Genomic DNA, 16,169 nt, shown 5'->3' with positions numbered 1-16,169 from the left:
AAACTTAATTATATTTTAGATTTTTGTATATAAAGCTTTGGAGGCATATATGGTTAAAAGTATGACTAGTTTTGGTAGAGCTAGTAATGAAGAAGGAAGTAAGCATTTATTTTCAGTTGAAATGAAAAGTGTAAATAGTAGATACCTAGATGTTAATGTAAGGTTACCTAAAAGCATTATTTCATTAGAAGAAGAAATAAGAAAATTAGTTAATTCAAAACTTTCTAGAGGAAAAGTAGATATATTTATTAATCAAAAAAGCTATTCTCAAGGAGAGGGTGTAGCAAAGCTAAATTTAAAGTTAGCTGAAAGTTATTTTAACTGTTTAAAGGAAATAGAAAAAAACTTTGAGGTTAAAAATGATATTACTGTCACACAAATAGCTAGATTCCCAGATGTAATTAATGTTGTTGAAGAAGAAGATTCCATTGATGAAATTTGGTCATATATTAAGCCTCTTATAAGTTCATCTTTAGATATGATGGATAATATGAGGATAGTTGAAGGAGAAAAGCTTAAGGAAGATATACTAATTAAGCTTAAAGAAATTGAAGATATAGTATTAAATATAGAAAAAATTGCAGATATTGTACCTAATACATACAAGAGAAAATTAGAAGTAAAGCTTAAAGATTTATTAGGTGGAGTAGAAATAGATGAAAGTAGAATTGCACAAGAAGTGGCTATTATTGCAGACAAAAGTGCAGTAGATGAAGAAATCACAAGGCTAAACAGTCATATAAATCAAATGAAAATCACATTTGAAGAAGGTGGCCAAATTGGAAGAAAACTTGACTTCATAATCCAAGAAATGAATAGAGAGGCTAATACAATAGCTTCAAAATCTAGTGATATGGATATGACTAATTATGTCATTAACATAAAAAATTTAATAGAAAAAATAAGAGAACAAGTGCAAAATATAGAATAATCAGGAGGAAAAAAATGGGAATCAAATTAATTAACATTGGATTTGGCAATATTGTATCTGCTAATAGACTTGTTGCTATAGTTAGTCCAGAATCAGCACCTATTAAAAGAATAATTCAAGAAGCTAGAGATAGAGGTATGCTTATAGATGCAACATATGGTAGAAGAACTAGAGCGGTTATTATCACTGATAGTGATCATGTGATTTTATCTGCTGTTCAACCAGAAACAGTTGCACATAGACTAGTAGTAAAGGATGAAACAGTAGATGAGGTAGATGAATAATGCAGAGTAATAGAGGTGTTTTAATAGTTATCTCAGGTCCATCTGGAGCTGGCAAAGGAACTATTTGCAAAGCTTTATTAGAAAAGCATGACAATATTTATATTTCAGTTTCTGCAACTACTAGAGCTCCGAGAGCAGGAGAAGTAGAAGGCGTAAATTATTACTTTTTAACAAAAGAAGATTTTGAAGTAAAGGTTAGAGAAAATGGTTTTCTAGAATATGCAAATGTTCATGGGAATTTTTATGGTACCCCAAAGGGGAATGTAGAAAAAATGCTTGAAGATGGTAAGGATGTTATTTTAGAAATAGATATCCAAGGTGCATTGCAGGTTAAAGAAAATTTCAAAGAAGGTGTATTTATCTTCATTCTTCCACCATCCATGGAAGAATTAAAGCAAAGAATTATAAAAAGAGGTAGTGAAACAGAAGAATCCTTAATGACTAGATTTAAGAATGCTTATAAGGAAATTAATTATGTTTCTAAATACAACTATGCTGTAGTTAACGATACTTTAGAGTTAGCTGTAGAAAAAGTAGAATCAATAATAACAGCAGAAAAATGCAGAGTTGATAGAATAAAAGAAAATTCAATTTTAGATTCTAAGGAGGTCTTAATTCATGAACAACTCTATGATTAATCCATCAGTAATGGATTTACTTAAAAAGGTAGATGACAGATATTCATTAGTAATGGTAACTTCAAAAAGAGCAAGACAATTAATAGATGGTAGTAAACCATTAGTTGAAACAAAATCTAAGAAACCACTTACAATAGCAATAAATGAAGTTAATGAAGGGGCAGTAGGATATGAACCTACTCCAGTAAAAGAAGGATCAAAATAAATGAATAATAAAAGGTGTGTGTGTGTAGGAGTAAGTGGAGGTATTGCAGCTTACAAGGCTTTAGATGTTGTAAGTGCATTAAGTAAAAAAGATATTGATGTAAGAGTAATTATGACTGAGTCAGCAACTAAGTTTGTTACTCCTTTACCATTTCAATCTTTAAGTAAAAATATGGTTGTAACAGATATGTTTGCAGAACCTAAAGCTTTTGAAATTCAGCATATATCATTAGCAAAAAGGGCAGATGTTTTCTTGGTAGCTCCTGCCACAGCAAATATTATTGGAAAAGTTGCAAATGGAATAGCTGATGATATGTTATCAACAACTATTATGGCAACTAGAGCAAAAATTATATTTGCTCCAGCAATGAATACTAATATGTATGAAAATCCAATAGTTCAAGAAAATATTGAAAAACTAAAAAAACTTGGATGTGAGTTTGTAGAGCCAGCTTCAGGAGTTCTAGCTTGTGGAGATGAGGGAAAGGGCAAACTTGCAGATGTGAATACTATAATAGAAAAAGTATTAAATGCATTAGATAATAAAGATTTACCTAAAGATTTACTTGGAAAAAATGTTTTAATAAGTGCAGGTCCTACTCAGTCTAATATAGATCCAGTTAGATTTATTACAAATAAATCCACAGGGAAAATGGGATATGAGATAGCTGAAGAAGCTAGGGACAGAGGAGCTAATGTTACCTTAGTTTCAGGTCCTACTAAGTTAAATGCCCCAAATGGAGTTAAGGTAATACGTGTAACTACAAATGAAGAAATGAAAAATGCAATTTTAGAGAATTATGACAATAGCGATATAGTTATTAAATCTGCAGCAGTTGCAGATTATAAAATTAAAAATTATAGTAATGAAAAGATAAAAAAAGGCGATGGTGATTTAGTTTTAACCTTTGTAAGAGATAATGATATATTAAAAATATTAGGTGAAAATAAAAAACATCAAATTTTAGTGGGATTTGCTGCTGAAAGTAGCAATTTTATTGAAAATGCAAAGAAAAAGATTAAAAATAAGAACTTAGATTATATTGTAGTAAATGATATTATAAGTAATGATACTGGCTTTGCTAGTGATGATAATAAAGTTACAATTCTTTCTAAAGATGGAGAAAAAATTGATTTGGAAAAGATGAGTAAAAGAAAAGTTGCATCAAAAATCTTTGAAACTATATTAAGAAAGCGCTAAAATGCGCTTTCTTTTATATAAGTCTATAGTATACCTAATAAAAGGGTGATGAATTTGAAAATATATGCAGAAATTGTTATTAATAGTGATGCGTTAGAAATAGATAAACCCTTTACTTATGAAGTTCCAGAAGAACTAATGAAAGATATAGTTGTAGGACAATGGGTAAAGGTACCTTTTGGTGTTAAAAATTCTCTTGTAGATGGCTTTATATTATCTATAAAAGAAGATGAGATAAGTGGTATAAAAATAAAAAAGATAAAGTCTATATCATTATTAGAACCACTTCTAACTAAAGATGATATAAAATTAGTAAATTTCTTAAAAGAAAATTATTTGTGTAAGTATATAGATGGGATTAGACTTCTTATTCCTCAAGGAGTTTTAAAGGGTGTAAATAATAAGTATAAGCAAGTAGTTGCCATAGGAAATAAAGAATCTTCTAAGGAAATAGAAGAAAAATATGGTGATATTCTAGCTTTTATTAAAAAAAATAATGGTGAATTTAACAAAAGTGAATTAACTAAAAAATATGGATTATCTACATATAAGATAAATAAACTTATAAAAGAAGATTATTTAAAGGTAGAGGAAGAAGTAGTTTACAGATATAACTTTAAGGAATATATTGAATATAAAGAAAAAGCTTTAACAAAAGATCAAATTAATGCTATAGAAAGTATAGAGAAATCAGATAAAAGTGTTATTTTATTAAAAGGCGTAACTGGTTCTGGGAAAACTGAAGTATACATGAATCTTGTAAGAAAGGAACTATTAGAGGAAAAATCCGCTATAATTCTTGTGCCAGAAATTTCTCTAACACCACAAATGATAGAAAGATTTAAAGGAAGGTTTGGGAGAGAAGTTGCAGTTTTTCACAGTAAATTATCTGATGGTGAAAGATATGATGAATGGTATAGGGTAAAAGAAGGTAAGGCTAGAGTGATTATAGGTGCTAGAAGTGCATTATTTTTACCAGTTCAAGATTTAGGGATAATTATTATAGATGAAGAACATGAAAATACGTATAAATCTGAGCAAAACCCAAAATATGTTACAAGAGAAGTTGCCGAATTTATAAGTAAGCTTAATAATTGCAAAGTTATTTTAGGGTCAGCTACACCATCAATAGAAACCTATTATAGAGCAATATCTGGAGAAATAGAACTTGTAGAATTAAATAATAGGGTAGATAATAAACCTATGCCTAAAATTGAAATAGTAGATATGAGAGAAGAATTAAATAGTGGAAATATTTCCATGTTTAGCAGAAAACTATTTTTAGAAATGAAAGAAGCTTTGAATAAAAAGGAACAGATTATTTTATTTTTAAATAGAAGGGGTTTTTCCACTTTCGTATCTTGTAGAAGTTGTGGTTATGTATTTAAATGTCCAAAGTGTGATATTTCAATGACATATCATAAAAATGGATATTTAGTGTGTCATTACTGTGGGCATGGGGAGTATCAATCAAAAGTATGTCCTAAATGTAAGAGTAAATATGTTAAACATTTTGGAACAGGTACTGAAAAGGTTGAGGAAGAAGTTAAAAGACATTTTAAAGATGCAAAAGTATTAAGAATGGATATGGATACTACAAGAAATAAAAATTCCCATGAAACTATATATAATGCATTTAAAAATGGTGAAGGAGATATTTTAATTGGTACTCAAATGATATCTAAAGGGCTTGATTTTGAAAATGTTACTTTAGTAGGTATATTGGCAGCAGATATGTCTTTAAATATATCAGATTATAGGGCAGCAGAGAGAACATTTCAAATTATAACACAAGTATCAGGAAGAGCAGGTAGAGGGCAAAAAGAAGGAAAAGTAATTTTACAAAGTTATAATCCAAGTCATTATAGTTTAAATTATGCTCAAAATTATGATTATGAAGGCTTTTACAATGAAGAATTTACAACTAGAGGTTTGATGTATTATCCTCCTTTTGGTAGAATACTATTAGTGAATGTTTCATCTAAAAATGAAAACTCATTAAAGAATTTTATGAATACATTAAAAAATGAACTAAGTAGTATATCTAATAGTGAGGAAAATATTGAGATGCTTGGTCCAGTACCATGTATAATTTCAAAAATAAAAGATAATTTCAGATGGCAAATTATTTTTAAAGGAGATTTATCTTTAGATTTTTGTAAAAAAATAAAAGATAAACTTTATCAATTAAATAAGAATGTATATAATGAAATAAAAGTAACTATTGATATTAATCCAAATAATTTGACTTAGGAGGTAAAATAAATGGCAATTAGAAATATTAGAATAAATGGTGATGAAGTTTTAAGAAAGAAATGTAAGGATGTTACTGAAATAACACCTAGAACTATTAAATTAATAAAAGATATGGCTGATACTATGTATGAAGCTGATGGTGTTGGTCTAGCAGCACCTCAAGTAGGAATTCTTCAAAGAATATTTGTTATAGATGTTTTTGATGATTATGGACTTAGAGTGTTTATAAATCCAGAAATATTGGAAGTTTCAGGTAGTCAAATAGGAGAAGAGGGATGTCTAAGTGTTCCAGGTGAAGCAGCAGATATAGAACGTCCAAACTATGTAAAAGTAAGGGCTTTAAACGAAAAAGGTGAAGAATTTGTTTTAGAAGCTACTGAGCTTTTAGCAAGAGCTATACTTCATGAAAATGATCATTTAAATGGAAAACTATTTATAGACTATTTAAAATAACAAAGGAGGGTTAACATGAAAATAGTATTTATGGGAACTCCAGATTTTGCAGTACCATCTTTAAAGAAGATAATTGATACCTTTGGGGTTGAATGTGTATTTACACAACCTGATAAGCCAAAAGGAAGAGGTAAAAAAATTGCATATTCGCCGGTAAAAGAAGTAGCTTTAGAGCATAATATAAAGGTATTACAACCTGTGAAGTTGAAAAATGATGAAGAGGCTATAAAATATTTAAAGGATTTAAAACCAGATTTTATTATAGTAGTAGCTTTTGGACAGATTTTAACTAAAGAAGTTTTAGATATTCCAAAGTATGGATGTATTAATTTACATGCTTCTTTGCTTCCTATGTATAGGGGAGCTGCTCCTTTAAATTGGGCAATAATAAATGGAGAAAAGAAATCAGGTAATACAACTATGTTAATGGATGTAGGTTTAGATACAGGAGATATGCTTCTAAAAGATGAGGTTGAAATAACTGACTATATGACAGCTGGAAACCTTCATGATATTTTAATGGAAAGAGGAGCTGATTTATTAATAGATACTATAGAAGGTTTATATAATGGAACAATTACTCCTAAAAAACAGTTAGAGGAAACTTTTTATGCTAAAATGCTAAATAAAGAATTAGCGTTAATAAATTGGAATAATTCCGCAGAAGATATTCATAACTTGATTAGAGGCCTTAATCCATGGCCAATTGCATATACTAACTATGAAGATAAGTCTATGAAAATATATGAGAGCAAGGTTTTAAGAGAAGATAGCAAAAGAGAACCAGGGACTATAGTAAGCGTTTCTAAAGAAGGTATGAAAGTTGCAACACAAGAGGGAATATTATTAATAAAAAAGATTCAATTTCCAAATGGTAAGCCTTTAACTATAGAACAATATATAAATGGAAATGAAATTAAGGTAAATAATAAGCTTTATTAAAATTTAGTATAAAGGAGATGGATATATGTTTTATCCAGGATTTTATTTTGATTCAACTTATTTAATTTTAATACCAGCTATTATAATAGCTTTTTGGGCACAATTTAAAATAGATAATGCCTATAAAAAGTATAGAAGTGTAAGAATAGCAAGTGGAGTCACCGGTAGTGAGGTTGCAAGAAGCATATTAGATGGAGCAGGACTTTTTGATGTAAGAGTTGAAAGGTATGGAAGCAAGCTTGGTGATCACTATGATCCATCTGCAAGAGTAATAAGGCTTTCACCTGAGGTATATGATGGTGCTACTGTAGCAGCTGCTGGAATAGCAGCTCATGAGTGTGGTCATGCAATTCAACATCAAACTCATTATGCACCTTTAGTTTTAAGAACTAAAATTGCTCCAGTTGTTAATATAGCAAGTAATGTATCTATATGGTTATTTATGATAGGAATATTTTTAGGAAATCCTTTATTTGCACAAATAGGTATAATCTTTTTTGGAGGAGCAGTAATATATCAACTAGTAACTCTTCCAGTAGAATTTAATGCATCTACAAGAGCATTAAACATTTTAAAAACAAGAACGTTTTTATATGGGGATGAACTAAAAGGAGCACAAAAAGTTCTAGATGCAGCTGCTATGACATATGTTGCAGCAACATTAATGGCTATTTCTCAATTAATAAGATTAATAGCTATAAATAATAGATATAACGATAATTAAGAGGTAGAAAAATGAATAGTAGAAAACTTGCAAGACAAATAGTACAAAGAGTATTAGAAGAAGGAGCTTATTCTAATTTAGTTCTTTCAAAGGAATTAAACAGTAATGATATTGATGAGAAGGATAAGGGTCTAATAACTGAAATAGTATATGGTACTTTAAGAAGAAAAAGAACTTTAGATGTGCTTATAGGAAATTTTGTTAAGGATATTAACTCATTAGATCCAAAAGTATTAAACATACTAAGAGTTGCCATTTACCAAATGTATTTCTTAGATAAAATACCTGAATATGCAGCTTGTAATGAGGCTGTAGAAGAAGCAAAGGAAGTTTCTTTAGAGGCGTCTAAGCTTGTTAATGGAATATTAAGAAGTTATATTAGAGACGAAAAAGAAATAGTAGTTCCAGGAAATAGAATAGATGAGTTAGCTTACAAGTTCTCTTTTCAACCTTGGATGATTAGACTTTTCATTAAACAATATGGTGAAGAAAGAACAATGAAAATAATGGCTGGTTTAAATGAAACTCCAAAGGTAACAGTTAGAGTAAATGAATTTAAAAGCGAGTACGATGAAGTTTATGAAAAGTTAGAAGAAATAGGATATAACGTAGAAGAGGGATATGCTTGCCCTGAAGCAATTACAATCCAGGGGGGAAAAAGTGTAGAAAATAATGAATTATTTAAGGATGGTATTATTACTGTTCAAGATGAAAGTGCTATGTTAGTTGCACCTTTACTAGAACTAAATGAGGGAGATAAGGTTTTAGATTTATGTGCTGCTCCAGGTGGTAAAACTACACATATAGCTGAATTATTGGGGAATACAGGAGAAGTTTTAGCCTTTGATTTGCATGAGAATAAATTATCTTTAATTGAAGAAAATGCTAATAGATTAGGGTTAAATAATGTAGTTTGTAAAGCAATGGATGCAACTAAGCTTAATACTGAATATATTAGCTATGCAGATAAGGTATTAATTGATGTACCTTGTTCAGGTCTTGGTATAATTAGAAAGAAGCCTGAAATAAAATGGAATAAAACAAGACAACAATTAAGAGATTTAATTGAGATACAAAGAGATATAATGGAAAATGCTTGGCAATATTTAAAACCAGGTGGCATTTTACTTTATTCTACATGTACTTTAAATAAAGAAGAAAATGAAGAAAACTTAAAATGGTTTTTAGCTAAACATAAAGATGCAGAAATAGAGAAGATATATTTAGGTAACAATAATAACTTTATATATAATGTAGATAAAAGTTTAACTATATTACCGAATGATTCCATGGATGGTTTCTTTATAGGAAAAATAAAGAAAATAAAATAGGTGATATAATGGAAAATATTTTAGATTATAGTTTAGAAGAAATATCTGTATGGATGAAAGAAAACAGTGAAAGTTCATTTAGAGCTAAGCAAGTTTTTTCTTGGATATACAATAATGTTTGGAACTTTGAGGATATGAAAAATTTGCCTAAGTCTTTAATTGAAAAGCTTAAGGAAAGTTTTTATATAGGTGTTCCTGAAGTTATAGAAGAGTACAATTCTACACTAGATGAAACAAAAAAAATATTATTTGCTTTTAAAGATGGAAATATCATTGAAAGTGTAATTATGAAGTATAATTATGGAAATACTATTTGTATTTCTACACAAGTAGGTTGTAGAATGGGATGCAAATTTTGTGCATCCACATTAGAAGGTAGAGTAAGAAATTTAACTGCTGGAGAAATTTTAGCAGAAGTTATTGTTGCTCAAAAGGTTCTAGGTGAAAGAATTTCTAATATAGTATTAATGGGAAGTGGTGAGCCTTTAGATAATTATGAGAATGTAACTAAGTTCTTAGATTTAGTTAATGCTGAATATGGATTAAATATAGGTCAAAGGCATATAACTCTTTCCACTTGTGGAATTGTACCAAAGATATATGATTTGGCTGACAAAGGATATAGCATAACTTTAGCAATATCTCTACATGCTTTTAGTGATGAAAAGAGAAGAGAAATAATGCCTATTGCTAAGAAATACTCTATAAAAGAAATTTTAGATGCTTGTGATTATTATTTTGAAAAAACAGGTAGACGTATATCTTTTGAATATTCTTTAGTTTCAGGTATTAACGATGGAAAAGAAGATGCAAAATCTCTATCAAAATTATTAAAGGGAAAACAATGTCATATAAATTTAATACCTGTAAATGAGATAAAGGAAAATACTTTAAAGAGACCTTCTAAAAAAACTATAGAAGAGTTTGAAAAAATAGTTAGTGAACATGGGTTAGATGTTACAGTTAGAAAAGAAATGGGTAATGATATTAATGCTGCTTGCGGTCAATTAAGGAGAAATTTCTTAAAGATATAAAAATAAAGGGAGTGGGCGTTGGTGATTGGTATAAAAAGTGACTTAGGTAATATAAGAAACTTGAATGAAGATTATGCTGAGTTTTATGAGGATAAAGAATATAAAATTTTTGTTTTAGCAGATGGGATGGGAGGTCATAATGCTGGCGAAGTAGCCAGTAAAACGGCCTCTAAAGCCCTGATAAAATACATAAGAGATAATGTGAATCTTATAGATTCAAAAAAATTATTAAATGATGCTGTAAAGCATGCAAATTTAGAGGTTTATAATCTTTCACATTGTTCAGATATATATTCTGGAATGGGAACAACTTTAGTTGCATGTCTAATTACTAGAGAGAAAATTTTAATTTCAAATGTTGGAGATAGCGCTTGTTATGGAATTAAAGATAAAAAGATAATTAAAATAACTAAAGATCACTCATTAGTTCAAGAACTTTTAGATTGTGGAAGTATATCTAAGGAACAAGCAATTAAACATCCTCAAAAAAATGTTATTACAAGAGCTATAGGAACAGAAGTAAATGTAGAGGTAGATTTATTTGAATTAAGAAAAGGTGAATTTGACTTTTTCCTAATGTGTAGTGATGGCTTGAGTAATGATGTTAATTTGGAACAAATTGTATCATTTGAAGTAGAAGAGAAAGAATTACAGAATATTTGCGAAAGGCTCGTTGAAAGTGCAAAATTTAATGGTGGAAGAGACAATATAACTGTAATGTTATTTGGAGGAGAGGTGTAATATGAACGGAATTATTCTAGGTGATAGATATGAGCTTCTTGAAAAAATCGGTGAAGGTGGAATGTCTGAGGTTTATAAAGCTAAATGTCACAAGTTGAATAGATTTGTTGCAGTTAAAATATTAAAAAAGCAATTTGCTGATAATAAAGAAATATCACAAAAATTTAAAAGAGAAGCAACTGCTATTGCTAATTTATCAGATGCAAATATAGTTAATGTATTAGATGTAGGAACTCAAGATGATATAGATTATATTGTAATGGAATATGTAAGTGGGAAAACATTAAAAGAGTTAATTAATTATAGTGGAAAACTAACTTATAATACTGCTATAAAAATAGCCTTACAAATTGCTAAAGCATTAGATTGTGCCCATAGAAACAATATAATTCATAGAGATATAAAGCCACAAAATATTCTAGTTACTGAAACTGGAGAAGTTAAGGTTACAGACTTTGGAATAGCAAAATCTACTGATTCTCAAACTATAACTAATACAACAAGTATTATAGGATCAGCTCATTACCTATCACCTGAGCAAGCAAAGGGAACTTATATAGATTTTAGATCAGATATATATTCTTTTGGAATAGTCTTATATGAAATGGTAACAGGAAGATTACCTTTTGAAGGAGAGTCACCGGTTACAGTAGCTTTAAAGCACTTACAAGAAGCACCTGTTCCTCCTAAAAATATAAACTCTACTATTCCAGATAGCTTAAATAAATTAATTCTTAAGGCTATTGAAAAAGAGCCGATAAAAAGGTATGAAAATGCAAAGGAAATAATTCAAGATCTTCAAAAGATTCAAGAAAATCCTGATGTTATTATAGGAGATAGTTTTAGTAATAAAGATAATGATAGTACTATTATTATGGCTCCAATAAATGCTATTAATACATCAAATACATCCAAAATTTCTAAAGTTGAAGATGATTATGATGAAGATGAAGAAGAGTTTGATGATGATTATGATGAGGATGATTTTGAAGATGAAGACAATCTTCCAAAGAAGAAAAAAAATAAAAATGGCTTAAAGAAAGTTTTAATTTCAATTGGGATAATAGTAGGAATTTTAATTCTAGGATCAATTGGTTTCTTTTTAGCATGGGGAAGCGGTAGCAATAATGAAGTTGAAGTTCCTAATATAGTTGGTAAACTTACTGATGATGTTAAAACCCAAATAGAAGATTTAGGATTAAAATTAGAACTAAAGTCTACGAAGCAAAGTGATGAACCAGAAAATACTATTTTAGAAACTGATCCTAAAGCTGGTACTAAGGTTAAAAAAGGAAGTACGATAAGTGTAATAGTTTCTGCTGGAGAAGAACAAGTTGAAATGCCTGATCTTAGAAATTATAGTCGTGCTGATATTGAGAAATCATTAGTTTCTAAAGGATTTACTAACTATACTATAACTGAAGAATATAATGATAATGTTGAATCAGGATATTTCATAAGCCAAAGTCCAAGTGCTGGAACTAAGATAAGTAAGAAAACAACAATACAAATAGTGGTAAGTAAAGGTCCTGAAACTAAGTATATAGATGTTGCAGATGTTACAGGAAAAACTTTAGATGAAGCAAAAAAAGCTTTAGATGGGCTAAATGTTAAGGTTAGTGAACAGGAAACTAATAAAAAGGACGAAGATGGAATAGTTTTAAGTCAGGATAATAATGTAGGTAAAAAATTACAAGAGGGTGCTACTGTTACAATAACAGTAGGGAAATATGAAGAAGAAACTATAGATGTTTCTTCATATGGTATAGAAGAGGGGATGTCTGTTAATGATGCAATAGATATTCTTAAAAAGAATAATATTTCTTATAAAGTTATTGGAAATGGAGATATAGTAGAAAGTTTTACTAAAGAAATAAAAGCTAGTGGAACTGTTGAAATAAAGGCTAAAAAATCTGAAACAGAGACTCCTTCTGATAATGAAAATACAAATCCTAATACAAATCCTAATACAAATACAAATCCTACTAACACCAATACTAGTAGGGGCAATGATGATAAACAATAAAGAATCGGCTATATTGCCGATTCTTTTTTACTTTTTAGAAATTATAAAAATGTTACATTATGAATAAAGTTTTATAATTTCTTTCTTTCAGCTCTGAAGTTATTCTATTGATTTTGCTATGACTGGAGCGAATACGAAGTAATAAGCAAAATTATATAGAAGTACTTTTTTGTAAAAAATTATTTGCATTTTTTAGTTAAATCTGTTTATTATAAATATGAAGATAAAATTATTGGAGGAATTATGGAAGGAAAAATAATAAAAGGAATTGGTGGGTTTTACTATGTTAAAACTAAAGATGAAATTATAGAATGTAAGGCTAGAGGAAAGTTTAGGCACAAAGATATGAAACCAATGGTTGGTGATAATGTGCTTATTAATGTTTCTAATGGAAAGGGAGTAATTGAAGATATTTTTGATAGAACTTCAGAATTAATAAGACCTACTGTAGCAAATGTTACTCAAGCTTTTGTAGTATTTGCAATAAAAAATCCAGATATTAATTTTGATCTTTTAAATAGATTTTTAATTTTATGTGAGTATAATAACATTAAATCAATAGTGTGTTTAAATAAAGTAGATCTAGCAACAGAAGAAGAAAAAGAAGATATTAAGAAGAAGATTAATGATATAGGATATGATGTTTTATTTATAAATGCAAAAAAAGGACTAGGAATAGAGCTTTTAAAAGAGAGATTAAATGGTGAAGAAACTGTCTTATGTGGTCCTTCAGGTGCAGGAAAATCAACACTTATAAATACTCTTATAAATAGAAGGCATATGGAAACAGGCGTAGTATCAGAAAAGATAGGAAGAGGAAAGCATACTACAAGACATAGTGAGCTTATTGAAATAGAAGAGGGATACTTAGTAGATAGTCCAGGGTTTTCAAATATAGATATTAGTTTTATTGATAAAGAAAATCTTAGATATAGTTTTCCTGAGTTTGAAGAATATAATCATAGTTGTAAATTTAGAGGTTGTCTTCATCATAAGGAGCCACAATGTTCAGTTAAAAATGCCGTAAATGAAGGTAAGATAAATGAATATAGATATAATTTTTATATTAGAATATTAGAAGAACTATTAGAGGGGGAAAAGCACAAATGGTAAAAATATCACCATCAATATTATCAGCTGATTTTTCAAAATTAGGTGATGAAATTATTAATATAGACAAGGCAGGAGCAGATTTTATTCATATAGATGTGATGGATGGAAACTTTGTTCCAAATATAAGTATTGGATTACCAGTAATAAAATCAATTAGAAACAAAACTGAAAAGATTTTTGATGTCCATTTAATGATAGAAAATCCATCAAGATATATAGATGAATTTGTAGAAGCTGGTGCTGATATAATAACTATTCATTATGAGGCAGAGAAACATATTGACAGGGCTATTGAATATATAAAATCTAAAGGAGTTAAGGCTGGAGTATCCTTAAATCCAGGAACACCAACTTTCGTTTTAAAAGATGTAATTGAAAAGCTAGATTTAGTATTAATAATGTCTGTTAATCCAGGCTTTGGTGGACAAAAGTTCATTCCTTATTCTTTAAATAAAATTAAGGAAGTCAAAGAAATGAGTTTAGAAAGAAATAAAGATTTACTTATAGAAGTAGATGGTGGAGTAGATAAGAATAATTCTAAATCTATAATTGAAGCAGGAGCAAATGTATTAGTTGCAGGATCTGCTATATTTGGAGATGGAAATCTTAAAGAAAATATAGAAGCAATAAGAGGCGAATAAAATGAAGGCTGTAATTATATCTGGAGGAAAAGAACCATCAAAAGCTTTATTTCTAAAAGAGCTTAAGGATACTGATTTAATAATAGGTGCTGATAAAGGTTGCGAAGTATTATATAAATACAATATTACTCCAGATTATATTTTAGGAGATTTTGATTCTGCTGATATGGATGTTATAAATTCTATTGAGTCTAAATCTGGAGAAAAAATAAGGTTTAAGAGAGAAAAAGATTATACAGATACAGAATTAGCTTATAATTTAGCTGTAGAAAAGGGTGCAGATGAAATAATATTATTAGGTGCTACTGGTACCAGATATGATCATTCATTAAGTAATTTGGGACTTATGCTAAGAGGTCTTAAGAAATCTATTAATGTTAAGGTAATTGATGATAATAATTATATATTTTTAACTGATAAGTCTATAAGATTAAAGGGTAGTAAAGGAGATACTATTTCTTTTCATGCATATTGTGACGAAGTTAAAAACTTTTCTATTAAGGGCTCTAAGTATAATTTAAGCAATTATAACTTAAAATTAGGTGATAGTTTAACAACATCTAATGAATTTACTGAAGAAGATATAAATATAACTTTTGACAGTGGAATAGTAATGATACTTTATACAAAAGATTAAAAATTAATCACTCATTTTATTTATTTGCATACAATGTATATAAAGAGATGAGTGATTTTTTTATGGAGGATAAATATGAAGATAATAGCTATAAAACTGCCTAAGTTTTTATCTAATCTAATTAAATTTTTTAGGAAGAAAAGATAATACATATGAAAAAGAATAGAACTAAATAAAAAGATATGTAAAAATAAAAAATGCAATTGACTAATCAATTGCATTTTTTATTTGAACTTATATTGCTCTTTGAACCTTACCAGATCTAAGGCATCTTGTACATACATGAACTGTCTTTGGTGTTCCGTTAACTAAAGCCTTTACTCTCTTTATGTTAGGAGCCCAAGTTCTCTTTGATTGACGATGTGAGTGGGAGTATTGAGTTCCAGATACAACCCCTTTATTACAAACTTCGCATCTTCTTGCCACTTGAAAACACCTCCTTATTTTTGAAGATAATTTCTCTTCAATAGGACAGATTAAATTTTAACATAGTAAGCCTTAGAAAAGCAAGTAAAAATCATAAAAAAGTAAAAAAAACTTTTAATATGAGAAATTTAATATATATTATAAAATCTTCATATAATAAGCTATGTAATATTTACTTGAATAATAAATATAAGTAATATAAAATATAGTGTATAGATATTTATAAGGAGGATTTTGTATGGTAGGATATTCAAATGAACTTGGAAATATACATTATTCTGAAGAGGTACTAGCAAAAATAGTTGGATTATCAACTATGGAGTGCTATGGAGTTGTAGGTATGGTTTCTAAGAACGCCACTGAAGGATTATGGGAATTAATGAGAATAGAAAATTTAAGCAAGGGTGTTAAGTTAAATTTTGATGAAGATAAATTAATAGTAGAATTATATGTTATGGTTGAATATGGAACTAAGATTTCTGAAATAGCAAATAACATAATACAAAAGGTACGTTATAGTGTGGAAAACTTTACTGGATTAAAAGTTTCATCTGTTACAGTAAATGTTCAAGCAGTTAGAGTCTAGG

18 protein-coding genes are annotated in these 16,169 nt (G+C 28.8%); 17 read left to right on the top strand and 1 reads right to left on the bottom strand.

Annotation, left to right across the window (positions count from 1 at the left end; all coding sequences use genetic code 11):
• The first annotated feature begins 49 nt into the window (after window positions 1-49).
• The 16 genes from ACQPUY_RS10310 to ACQPUY_RS10235 all read left to right on the top strand — a co-directional run bounded on the left by ACQPUY_RS10310 (window position 50) and on the right by ACQPUY_RS10235 (window position 15,156).
• Window positions 50-931, top strand: a complete 882-nt coding sequence (locus ACQPUY_RS10310; protein WP_430841133.1) for a YicC/YloC family endoribonuclease — start codon at window positions 50-52, stop codon at window positions 929-931.
• Window positions 932-945: 14 nt separating this feature from the next.
• Window positions 946-1,215 carry an extracellular matrix/biofilm regulator RemA gene (gene remA, locus ACQPUY_RS10305; protein ID WP_066893902.1) on the top strand — a complete coding sequence of 90 codons (270 nt, stop codon included), beginning with the start codon at window positions 946-948 and terminating at the stop codon, window positions 1,213-1,215.
• A complete protein-coding gene (gene gmk / locus ACQPUY_RS10300) occupies window positions 1,215-1,853 on the top strand; it encodes a guanylate kinase (RefSeq protein WP_430841132.1) in 639 nt (212 codons plus the stop codon). Before remA ends, gmk begins: the two co-directional genes overlap by 1 nt.
• A complete protein-coding gene (gene rpoZ / locus ACQPUY_RS10295; RefSeq protein WP_430841131.1) occupies window positions 1,834-2,058 on the top strand; it encodes a DNA-directed RNA polymerase subunit omega in 225 nt (74 codons plus the stop codon). The genes gmk and rpoZ overlap by 20 nt, the downstream gene beginning before the upstream one ends.
• Window positions 2,059-3,258, top strand: a complete 1,200-nt coding sequence (gene coaBC / locus ACQPUY_RS10290) for a bifunctional phosphopantothenoylcysteine decarboxylase/phosphopantothenate--cysteine ligase CoaBC (protein WP_430841130.1) — start codon at window positions 2,059-2,061, stop codon at window positions 3,256-3,258. It abuts the gene before it with no gap.
• 48 nt (window positions 3,259-3,306) lie between these two features.
• The gene (gene priA / locus ACQPUY_RS10285; protein WP_430841129.1) at window positions 3,307-5,511 is read left to right on the top strand and encodes a primosomal protein N'; all 2,205 of its coding nucleotides are present in this window, start codon (window positions 3,307-3,309) and stop codon (window positions 5,509-5,511) included.
• 12 nt (window positions 5,512-5,523) lie between these two features.
• Window positions 5,524-5,967 carry a peptide deformylase gene (def, locus tag ACQPUY_RS10280; RefSeq protein WP_430841128.1) on the top strand — a complete coding sequence of 148 codons (444 nt, stop codon included), beginning with the start codon at window positions 5,524-5,526 and terminating at the stop codon, window positions 5,965-5,967.
• 15 nt (window positions 5,968-5,982) lie between these two features.
• Window positions 5,983-6,909 (top strand): methionyl-tRNA formyltransferase, encoded by a 927-nt coding sequence (gene fmt / locus ACQPUY_RS10275; RefSeq protein WP_430841127.1) that lies wholly within the window; start codon window positions 5,983-5,985, stop codon window positions 6,907-6,909.
• Window positions 6,910-6,934: 25 nt separating this feature from the next.
• Complete coding sequence (locus ACQPUY_RS10270; protein ID WP_430841126.1) at window positions 6,935-7,633, top strand: zinc metallopeptidase; 699 nt, start codon at window positions 6,935-6,937, stop codon at window positions 7,631-7,633.
• A gap of 11 nt (window positions 7,634-7,644) precedes the next feature.
• On the top strand, window positions 7,645-8,964 hold the full coding sequence (rsmB, locus tag ACQPUY_RS10265) for a 16S rRNA (cytosine(967)-C(5))-methyltransferase RsmB (RefSeq protein WP_430841125.1): 1,320 nt from the start codon (window positions 7,645-7,647) through the stop codon (window positions 8,962-8,964).
• 8 nt (window positions 8,965-8,972) lie between these two features.
• On the top strand, window positions 8,973-9,998 hold the full coding sequence (rlmN, locus tag ACQPUY_RS10260) for a 23S rRNA (adenine(2503)-C(2))-methyltransferase RlmN (protein ID WP_430841124.1): 1,026 nt from the start codon (window positions 8,973-8,975) through the stop codon (window positions 9,996-9,998).
• A 21-nt stretch (window positions 9,999-10,019) separates the two neighbouring features.
• Entirely contained in the window at window positions 10,020-10,739 is a 720-nt protein-coding gene (locus tag ACQPUY_RS10255) for a Stp1/IreP family PP2C-type Ser/Thr phosphatase (RefSeq protein ID WP_430841123.1), read from the top strand.
• Window position 10,740: 1 nt separating this feature from the next.
• Entirely contained in the window at window positions 10,741-12,765 is a 2,025-nt protein-coding gene (pknB, locus tag ACQPUY_RS10250; protein ID WP_430841122.1) for a Stk1 family PASTA domain-containing Ser/Thr kinase, read from the top strand.
• Window positions 12,766-13,008: 243 nt separating this feature from the next.
• Window positions 13,009-13,878, top strand: coding sequence for a ribosome small subunit-dependent GTPase A (gene rsgA / locus ACQPUY_RS10245; protein ID WP_430841121.1), 870 nt, complete (start codon window positions 13,009-13,011; stop codon window positions 13,876-13,878).
• Window positions 13,872-14,519 (top strand): ribulose-phosphate 3-epimerase, encoded by a 648-nt coding sequence (rpe, locus tag ACQPUY_RS10240; protein WP_430841120.1) that lies wholly within the window; start codon window positions 13,872-13,874, stop codon window positions 14,517-14,519. Before rsgA ends, rpe begins: the two co-directional genes overlap by 7 nt.
• A 1-nt stretch (window position 14,520) precedes the next feature.
• Window positions 14,521-15,156: a thiamine diphosphokinase gene (locus ACQPUY_RS10235; protein ID WP_430841119.1), complete on the top strand. Its 636-nt coding sequence runs from the start codon at window positions 14,521-14,523 to the stop codon at window positions 15,154-15,156.
• A 234-nt stretch (window positions 15,157-15,390) separates the two neighbouring features.
• On the opposite strand, the gene rpmB is transcribed toward ACQPUY_RS10235, so the two are convergent.
• Window positions 15,391-15,582, bottom strand: coding sequence for a 50S ribosomal protein L28 (gene rpmB, locus ACQPUY_RS10230; RefSeq protein ID WP_008678335.1), 192 nt, complete (start codon window positions 15,580-15,582; stop codon window positions 15,391-15,393).
• 238 nt (window positions 15,583-15,820) lie between these two features.
• On the opposite strand from rpmB, the gene ACQPUY_RS10225 reads away from it, so the two are divergent.
• Entirely contained in the window at window positions 15,821-16,168 is a 348-nt protein-coding gene (locus tag ACQPUY_RS10225; protein ID WP_430841118.1) for an Asp23/Gls24 family envelope stress response protein, read from the top strand.
• Window position 16,169 lies beyond the last annotated feature (1 nt).

It is taken from the genome of Clostridium nigeriense, assembly GCF_050585245.1.
Classification (GTDB): domain Bacteria; phylum Bacillota; class Clostridia; order Clostridiales; family Clostridiaceae; genus Clostridium; species Clostridium nigeriense_A.
Note: the sequence above shows the minus strand (reverse complement) of the source record. Positions and strands in the feature narration are given on the sequence as shown.

What these genes read in the sequence shown, in the direction of transcription:
- ACQPUY_RS10270 (WP_430841126.1), top strand. Translation starts at nt 6,935, where the DNA reads ATGTTTTATCCAGGATTTTATTTTGATTCAACTTATTTAATTTTAATA.
- rsmB (WP_430841125.1), top strand. Translation starts at nt 7,645, where the DNA reads ATGAATAGTAGAAAACTTGCAAGACAAATAGTACAAAGAGTATTAGAA.
- ACQPUY_RS10310 (WP_430841133.1), top strand. Translation starts at nt 50, where the DNA reads ATGGTTAAAAGTATGACTAGTTTTGGTAGAGCTAGTAATGAAGAAGGA.
- def (WP_430841128.1), top strand. Translation starts at nt 5,524, where the DNA reads ATGGCAATTAGAAATATTAGAATAAATGGTGATGAAGTTTTAAGAAAG.
- rlmN (WP_430841124.1), top strand. Translation starts at nt 8,973, where the DNA reads ATGGAAAATATTTTAGATTATAGTTTAGAAGAAATATCTGTATGGATG.
- rsgA (WP_430841121.1), top strand. Translation starts at nt 13,009, where the DNA reads ATGGAAGGAAAAATAATAAAAGGAATTGGTGGGTTTTACTATGTTAAA.
- fmt (WP_430841127.1), top strand. Translation starts at nt 5,983, where the DNA reads ATGAAAATAGTATTTATGGGAACTCCAGATTTTGCAGTACCATCTTTA.
- remA (WP_066893902.1), top strand. Translation starts at nt 946, where the DNA reads ATGGGAATCAAATTAATTAACATTGGATTTGGCAATATTGTATCTGCT.
- rpoZ (WP_430841131.1), top strand. Translation starts at nt 1,834, where the DNA reads ATGAACAACTCTATGATTAATCCATCAGTAATGGATTTACTTAAAAAG.
- ACQPUY_RS10235 (WP_430841119.1), top strand. Translation starts at nt 14,521, where the DNA reads ATGAAGGCTGTAATTATATCTGGAGGAAAAGAACCATCAAAAGCTTTA.
- ACQPUY_RS10225 (WP_430841118.1), top strand. Translation starts at nt 15,821, where the DNA reads ATGGTAGGATATTCAAATGAACTTGGAAATATACATTATTCTGAAGAG.
- rpe (WP_430841120.1), top strand. Translation starts at nt 13,872, where the DNA reads ATGGTAAAAATATCACCATCAATATTATCAGCTGATTTTTCAAAATTA.
- pknB (WP_430841122.1), top strand. Translation starts at nt 10,741, where the DNA reads ATGAACGGAATTATTCTAGGTGATAGATATGAGCTTCTTGAAAAAATC.
- gmk (WP_430841132.1), top strand. Translation starts at nt 1,215, where the DNA reads ATGCAGAGTAATAGAGGTGTTTTAATAGTTATCTCAGGTCCATCTGGA.
- priA (WP_430841129.1), top strand. Translation starts at nt 3,307, where the DNA reads ATGAATTTGAAAATATATGCAGAAATTGTTATTAATAGTGATGCGTTA.
- coaBC (WP_430841130.1), top strand. Translation starts at nt 2,059, where the DNA reads ATGAATAATAAAAGGTGTGTGTGTGTAGGAGTAAGTGGAGGTATTGCA.